Origin of the sequence: Trebonia sp. (assembly GCF_049794275.1) — a bacterium.
Lineage (GTDB): Bacteria > Actinomycetota > Actinomycetes > Streptosporangiales > Streptosporangiaceae > Trebonia.
The window spans coordinates 1-6,294 of sequence record NZ_JBARCR010000532.1 but is presented as its reverse complement, the minus strand read 5'-3'; the positions used below and the strand labels follow the sequence as shown (position 1 = coordinate 6,294).

9 protein-coding genes are annotated in these 6,294 nt (G+C 70.2%); 6 read left to right on the top strand and 3 right to left on the bottom strand.

The genetic code is table 11. The features are described from left to right. Nucleotides 1-250, bottom strand: a 250-nt coding sequence (locus tag WA805_RS14700) for a hypothetical protein (protein ID WP_425242597.1), incomplete at its 3' end; no start/stop codon positions are given. 100 nt (nt 251-350) lie between these two features. Between WA805_RS14700 and WA805_RS14695 the strand changes: the two genes are divergently transcribed. The 5 genes from WA805_RS14695 to WA805_RS14675 all read left to right on the top strand — a co-directional run bounded on the left by WA805_RS14695 (nt 351) and on the right by WA805_RS14675 (nt 4,565). Beyond that, the gene (locus WA805_RS14695) at nt 351-1,538 is read left to right on the top strand and encodes an LLM class flavin-dependent oxidoreductase (RefSeq protein ID WP_422289672.1); all 1,188 of its coding nucleotides are present in this window, start codon (nt 351-353) and stop codon (nt 1,536-1,538) included. 5 nt (nt 1,539-1,543) lie between these two features. Continuing rightward, the gene (locus WA805_RS14690) at nt 1,544-1,981 is read left to right on the top strand and encodes a MarR family winged helix-turn-helix transcriptional regulator (RefSeq protein ID WP_422280260.1); all 438 of its coding nucleotides are present in this window, start codon (nt 1,544-1,546) and stop codon (nt 1,979-1,981) included. Then, nucleotides 1,978-2,649, top strand: a complete 672-nt coding sequence (locus WA805_RS14685; RefSeq protein WP_425242596.1) for a CE1759 family FMN reductase — start codon at nt 1,978-1,980, stop codon at nt 2,647-2,649. The genes WA805_RS14690 and WA805_RS14685 overlap by 4 nt, the downstream gene beginning before the upstream one ends. Before the next feature lie 66 nt (nt 2,650-2,715). Next, a complete protein-coding gene (locus WA805_RS14680) occupies nt 2,716-3,756 on the top strand; it encodes a Dyp-type peroxidase (protein ID WP_425242595.1) in 1,041 nt (346 codons plus the stop codon). A gap of 5 nt (nt 3,757-3,761) precedes the next feature. Further along, on the top strand, nt 3,762-4,565 hold the full coding sequence (locus WA805_RS14675) for a family 1 encapsulin nanocompartment shell protein (protein ID WP_422280266.1): 804 nt from the start codon (nt 3,762-3,764) through the stop codon (nt 4,563-4,565). A 140-nt stretch (nt 4,566-4,705) separates the two neighbouring features. Here the strand turns inward: WA805_RS14675 and WA805_RS14670 are convergent, their stop codons facing one another. Continuing rightward, nucleotides 4,706-5,539, bottom strand: a complete 834-nt coding sequence (locus WA805_RS14670; RefSeq protein ID WP_422280268.1) for an aldo/keto reductase — start codon at nt 5,537-5,539, stop codon at nt 4,706-4,708. Further along, a complete protein-coding gene (locus WA805_RS14665; protein WP_422280270.1) occupies nt 5,536-5,958 on the bottom strand; it encodes an OsmC family protein in 423 nt (140 codons plus the stop codon). Before WA805_RS14665 ends, WA805_RS14670 begins: the two co-directional genes overlap by 4 nt. 143 nt (nt 5,959-6,101) lie before the next feature. Between WA805_RS14665 and WA805_RS14660 the strand changes: the two genes are divergently transcribed. Beyond that, nucleotides 6,102-6,294: hypothetical protein (locus WA805_RS14660; protein ID WP_422280272.1), on the top strand; the 193-nt coding region annotated here is incomplete at its 3' end.

The following is a 6,294-nucleotide window of genomic DNA, read 5'->3' as shown; positions in this document are numbered from 1 at the left end:
ACCCGAATTCCTCCATCACGTCGCAGAAATCGAGCGGCGCCAGCGGCGTGCCGCCCAGCTCGGCCGGGGTCTTGAGCCAGAACGCGCCCATGGCCCGCAGCGTGGCCACCGTCTCGCCGGGCAGCGTCCGCAGCTTCTCGGCACGTTCGCCGGCGGCCTCGAACTCAGGCCGGCGGCGCCGGATGCCGGCCAGCAGCCCCGCCCTGATCGTGGTGCTCTCGGCACCGCGCGCTGTCGCGTTCTCGCCCACGATACGGATCGTCTCGCACAACCGCCGCCGCGGGGAATACCGCAAAGCGTGTGCTGTTGTAGATCCATGCAAACGCATACAACTGCACGGAGGCATGAGAATGCAGTTCGGAATTTTCTCGGTCAGCGACATCACTCGCGACCCGGTCACCGGCTACACCCCGAGTGAGGCCGAGCGCATCGACGCGATCGTGAAGATAGCCCAGAAGACCGAGGAAACCGGCATGGACGTGTTCGCGATCGGCGAGCACCACAACCCGCCGTTCTTCAGCTCGTCGCCCACGACCCTGCTCGCCTATATCGCCGCGACCACCAAGCGGCTGATCGTGACCACGAGCACCACGCTGATCACCACCAACGATCCGGTGCGCATCGCCGAGGAGTACGCGATGCTCCAGCACCTGAGCAAGGGCCGGATGGACCTGATGCTCGGCCGCGGCAACACCGCTCCGGTGTACCCGTGGTTCGGCCAGGACATCAGGCAGGGCCTGCCGCTCGCGCTGGAGAACTACAACCTGCTGCACCGGCTATGGCGCGAGGACGTGGTGGACGCCACCGGCAAGTTCCGCACCCCGCTGCAGGGCTTCACTTCCATCCCGCGTCCGCTCGACGACGTGCCGCCGTTCGTCTGGCACGGCTCGATCCGCTCCCCCGAGATCGCGGAACAGGCCGCCTACTACGGCGACGGCTTCTTCGCCAACAACATCTTCTGGCCGAAGGAGCACTACGTCCGGCTGATCAGGTTCTACCGGCAGCGCTTCGCCCACTACGGCCACGGCACGGAGAAGCAGGCGATCGTCGGCCTCGGCGGCCAGGCGTACCTCGCGAAGAACTCCCAGGACGCCAAGAGCGAGTTCCGGCCCTACTTCAACGAGGCGCCGGTCTACGGCCACGGCCCGTCGATGGAGGACTTCATGGCGATGACGCCGCTGTCCGTCGGCAGCCCGCAGGAGGTCATCGACAAGACCCTGACGTTCCGCGAGCACTTCGGCGACTACCAGCGCCAGCTGTTCCTGATGGACCACGCGGGCCTGCCGCTCGACAAGGTCCTCAACCAGCTTGAGCTGCTCGGCGGCGAGGTCATCCCGGTGCTGCGCAAGGAGATCGCGGCCAGGCAGGACCCGCAGACCGCGCCGGCCCCGACCCACGAGCTGCTGGTTAAGGCGCAGTACGGCGACGCGGAGCCGCGCCAGCCGCGCCCGAACGCGAACCGCGGCGACAACGTCACCGGCTCGTCCCCGTACCAGGACAGCGCGGAGCAGTTCCAGGCCGAGTACCCGGAGATCTGACGGCCATGGCCGACCCGAGACACCCCGCAAACGATGCGTGGGAGGCACTGCTCACCGCCCACGCGTCGCTAATCAAGCGGTTCGCCGCCGAGGACATCTGGGAGGACATCTCCATGCGGGAGTACGACGTCCTCTACACGCTGTCCAAGTGCCCGGCGCCGATCCGGCTGACCGAACTGAACCGGCACGTGCTGCTCAGCCAGCCGGCCCTGTCCCGGATGGTGGACCGGCTGGCGGACCGCGGGCTCATCGGTCGCGAGCCGGACCCGGCGGACGGCCGCGGCGTCCGGCTCGCGCTCACCGGCGCGGGCCTGGAGCTGCAGCGCAGGATCGGCCGCCGTCACGCTCGCGACGTCGCCCGCGCGATGAACGCCGAACTCACCCCGGCCGAACTCCGCCAGCTCGAAGAGATCTCCCTGAAGCTAGCAAGGAACAGCACATGACCAACGAGACGTTCCGCGTCGCGGTCGTCACCGCGGGCACCAGCGACCCGTCCTCGACCAGGCTGCTCGCCGACCGGGTGGCGCAGCGCGTCGAGGCGATCGCGGCCCGCCACGGGCACACGGTGATCACCAGCGTCATCGAGCTGCGCGAGATCGCCACCGATGTCACTACCGCGCTGACCTCCCAGCTGATCACCCCGCGGCTGCAGCAGGCGATCGACGCGCTCGCCGCCGCCGACGGCGTCATCGCCGCCACCCCGGTGTACAAGGCCGCCGCGAGCGCGCTGTTCACCTCGTTCATCCACGTGCTCGACAACGACCTGCTCATCGCCAAACCGGTGGTGCTCGCGGCGACCGCCGGCACGGCCAGGCATGCACTGGTGGCGGACCAGGAGATGCGTCCGCTGTTCGCCTTCCTGCGCGCCATGACCGTGCCCACGTCGCTGTTCGCCGCCCCCGAGGACTGGAGTGACCCGGCGCTGGCTAACCGCATCGACCGGGCCGCGGTCGAGCTCGTGCTGCTGATGGCGAGCGGCTTTGCCCGCAAGGTCAGGGACGAGTCCTGGGACAGTTACCAGCACGAGTTCGGCAGCGCTGGCGGCACCGAGGTCGGCATCGACCTCGACACCGACCTGATGCGCCTGGCGACCGGCGGCTCCGCGGCCTGATCCCCGTGCGCGCCTGGCGACGCGGGTATGGGAGGCTATCTCCGTCCGCGCCGAAGGGGGCATGCCGTGCCAGAAGACGCGCCCGAGCCGCAGCCGGTGGTGGTCCCGCTGACCGCCGCCGCCGTCTTCCTCGTGGTAACCGTGAACCCCGGCAGCGAGCAAACCGTGCGGGACCTGCTGCCTGACATCGCCGCCCTGCAGCGCTCGGTCGGCTTCCGCATCCCCGACGGCGAGCTCGCGGTGGTCGTCGGGATCGGCTCCGCGGCCTGGGACCGGCTGTTCAGCGGGCCGCGCCCGGCGGAGCTGCACCCGTTCCGGGAGCTGACGGGTCCCCGCCACCACGCCCCGGCCACCCCTGGTGACCTGCTCTTCCACATCAGAGCCAGCCGGATGGACCTGTGCTTCGAGTACGCCACCCAGGTGATGGCCCGGCTCGCCGGCGCGGTCACGGTAGCGGACGAGGTGCAGGGCTTCCGGTACTTCGACGAGCGGGACCTGATCGGGTTCGTCGACGGCACCGAGTCCCCGGGCGGCGCCGCGGGGAACAGGGCCGCGTTCGTCGACGGCGCGGATGACCCGGACTTCGCCGCGGGCAGCTACGTGATCGTCCAGAAGTACGTGCACGACCTGCCGGCGTGGAACGCGATCTCCATCGAGGAACAGGAGCGCGTGATCGGCCGGTCGAAGCTGGACGACATCGAGATGCCCGACGACGTGAAGCCAGCCAACTCGCACGTGGCGCTGAACACGGTGACCGGCCCGGACGGCGAGGAGCAGAAGATCATCCGGGCGAACATGCCGTTCGGCAACCCGGGCGCCGCCGAGTTCGGCACCTACTACATCGGCTACGCGGCCACCCCGTCGATCACCGAGCTCATGCTCACCAACATGTTCATCGGCAGCCCGCCAGGCAACACCGATCGCATCCTCGACTTCTCCGAAGCGCTCACCGGCTGCCTGTTCTTCGCTCCGTCCGCGGACTTCCTCGACGACCCGCCCGGCGCGCCAGCGGCGCCCGGGGAGCCGGCGACGGTTCAGGCCGCGTCGCAGGCCGCCGGCGGGGACGGTTCGCTCGGCATCGGCTCGCTCAAGGGAAAGGAAGGCTAGCAGGCATGGCGATGAACAACCTGCACCGCGAACTCGCGCCGATCTCGGCCGCAGCGTGGGCCAGCATCGAAGAGGAGGCCGCGCGCACGTTCAAGCTGCACGTCGCCGGCCGTCGCGTCGTCGACGTCTCCGGCCCTGACGGCCTCGGGCTGGCCGGCGTCGACACCGGCCACCTGGCCCCCATCGAGTCGCCGGAAGACGGGGTCAAGGCGGCGCTGCGCGCCTGGCGGCCCGTGGTGGAGCTCACCGTCCCGTTCACCCTCGACCGCGCGCAGATCGACTCGGTCGAGCGCGGCGCGCAGGACCCGGACTGGCAGCCGGTGAAGGACGCCGCGAAGCGGATCGCCTTCGCCGAGGACCGCGCGGTCTTCGACGGCTACCCGGCGGCCCAGATCACCGGCATCAGGCAGGCGTCGTCCAACCCGGGCCTGACGCTGCCCGCGGACGTGAAGAGCTACCCGGACGTGGTCAGCAAGGCAGTCAGCGAGCTGCGGCTGGCCGGGGTGGCCGGCCCGTACTCGCTGCTGCTGTCCGCGGACGCGTGGACCGCGGTGAGCGAGACCTCCGACCACGGCTACCCGATCATGGCGCACCTGGAGCGCCTGCTCGACGGCGACATCTGGTGGGCCCCGGCGATCGACGGCGGGCTGCTGCTGACCGGCCGCGGCGGCGACTACGAGCTGCGGCTCGGCCAGGACCTGTCCGTCGGCTACCTGTCGCACGACGCGGACCAGGTGCGGCTCTACTTCATCGAGTCGTTCACTTTCTCCGCCTACACCACCGAGGCGAGCGTCGCCATCGGCGCCTGAGCCACGGCCCGGACAGCCCTGCTGTCCGGGCCGGTGCTGGCCCGGGTCTCCTTCGAGCGCGCGGAGGTCACCGACGAGTTCATCGCGTCGGTGGTGGAGCACTGGCTCGCGGCCGCGCCGGAGGCGCCCGCGTAACCCGGTTACCGCCACCAGTGGCGCTCCAGGGCGCGGTCGGTGCCGTGGGTCTGATCGAGCGCGTCGAGCTCTGCCATATCCTCCTCGGACAGCGTGAAGTCGAAGATCTGCGCGTTCTCCTCGATCCGCTCGCGATGCGTGGACTTCGGGATGACCGGCAGGCCGTGCTGGAGGCACCAGCGCAGCAGCACCTGCGCCGGGGTCCGGCCGGCCCGCGCGGCGATCGCGGTCACCCGCTTGTTCGACAGGTGCCGGCCGGTGCCGAGCGGGCTGTAGGCCTCGGGCACGACCTCCGCGCTCCGGCACGCGTCCATGAGCCCGCGGCGGTAATGCACGGCGCTGAACTCGATCTGGTCGACGGCCGGCGGGACACTGGCCGCGGCGAGCACCTTCCCGAGGTCGTCCGCGCCGAAGTTGGAGACGCCGATCGACTTGGCCAGCCCGCGCACCCGCGCCAGCTCCATTCCCGGCCAGGCCCGCAGCGGACCGCCCTGCGGCCAGTGCACCAGGTACAGGTCCACCTGGTCCACGCCGAGCCGTCGCAGGCTGGCCTCCGCCTCGGCGACCGGGTCCTGGCGCCCCGGGTAGAACTTGGTGGTGATGAACACCTCGTTGCGAGGCACGCCGCTCTCGCGCAGCGCCTTGCCGACGCTCGCCTCGTTGCCGTAGGCCTGGGCGGTGTCGATGTGCCGGTACCCCAGCTCGAGCGCCCAGCGCACGGCGTTCACGCACACCGGCCCGTCCGGCACCTGCCAGACGCCGAGCCCGAGCACGGGCAGCTGGTTGCCGTCGCGGAGCTGGACGGCCCGGCCGTCCCCGGTCAGCGCGCCAGCATTCATGCGAGGGACGCCTCCAGGGTGATCTCGGGGACGCTCGCCAGCGCCCGGCTCACCGGGCAGTTCACCTTGGCCCCCTCGGCCTCCTTGACGAACGTGGCCTCGTCGATGCCGGGCACCCGGCCCCTCGTGACCAGCTCGATCTTGGTGATGGTGGGCGCTCCGTCGACAAGCCGCAAGGTCACCGTGGCGTTGGTCTGGACCGACTCCACGGGCGTGCCGGCCCGCTCCAGCGCGGCCGACAGCGCCATCGAGAAGCAGGCCGCGTGGGCGGCGGCGATCAGCTGCTCAGGGTTCGAGCCGGGACCGTCTTCGAAACGGGACTTGAAGGTGTACCCCCCGCCGATCGTGTCTCCCGCGGTGAAGGTACCGGTGCCCGTTTGCAGGCCACCCTTCCATTCGGCAGTTCCCTTTGCCGGCATGATGTCCTCCGTCCTAGGCCACGCTCCATAGCGTTCCTGTGCCGAGACTATCGATACGGGAACGGTCAGCTTCCCGGCCCTGGCTTCTTACGTCACCTGTGGAAGACTTAGCCGCACAATTATCGCGGGCGAAGGATTGCGCCGTGCCAGGCATGAACTCGGGGCTGAACCCCGCTGATCCCACGATCGTCGCCGCCTTCCGGTCGGCGCTGGTGCATCAGTGGGTCATCGTCGCGCTCATCTTCGTGCTGCTCCTGGTGGCGTGGGGCGCAACGCGGGCCTGGTCCGGCGGACACGGCGCGGCGGCGGCCGGCTCGCCCGCCCCGTGGCACGAGC

What these genes read in the sequence shown, in the direction of transcription:
- WA805_RS14695 (WP_422289672.1), top strand. Translation starts at nt 351, where the DNA reads ATGCAGTTCGGAATTTTCTCGGTCAGCGACATCACTCGCGACCCGGTC.
- WA805_RS14690 (WP_422280260.1), top strand. Translation starts at nt 1,544, where the DNA reads ATGGCCGACCCGAGACACCCCGCAAACGATGCGTGGGAGGCACTGCTC.
- WA805_RS14685 (WP_425242596.1), top strand. Translation starts at nt 1,978, where the DNA reads ATGACCAACGAGACGTTCCGCGTCGCGGTCGTCACCGCGGGCACCAGC.
- WA805_RS14675 (WP_422280266.1), top strand. Translation starts at nt 3,762, where the DNA reads ATGGCGATGAACAACCTGCACCGCGAACTCGCGCCGATCTCGGCCGCA.
- WA805_RS14670 (WP_422280268.1), bottom strand. Translation starts at nt 5,539, where the DNA reads ATGAATGCTGGCGCGCTGACCGGGGACGGCCGGGCCGTCCAGCTCCGC.
- WA805_RS14665 (WP_422280270.1), bottom strand. Translation starts at nt 5,958, where the DNA reads ATGCCGGCAAAGGGAACTGCCGAATGGAAGGGTGGCCTGCAAACGGGC.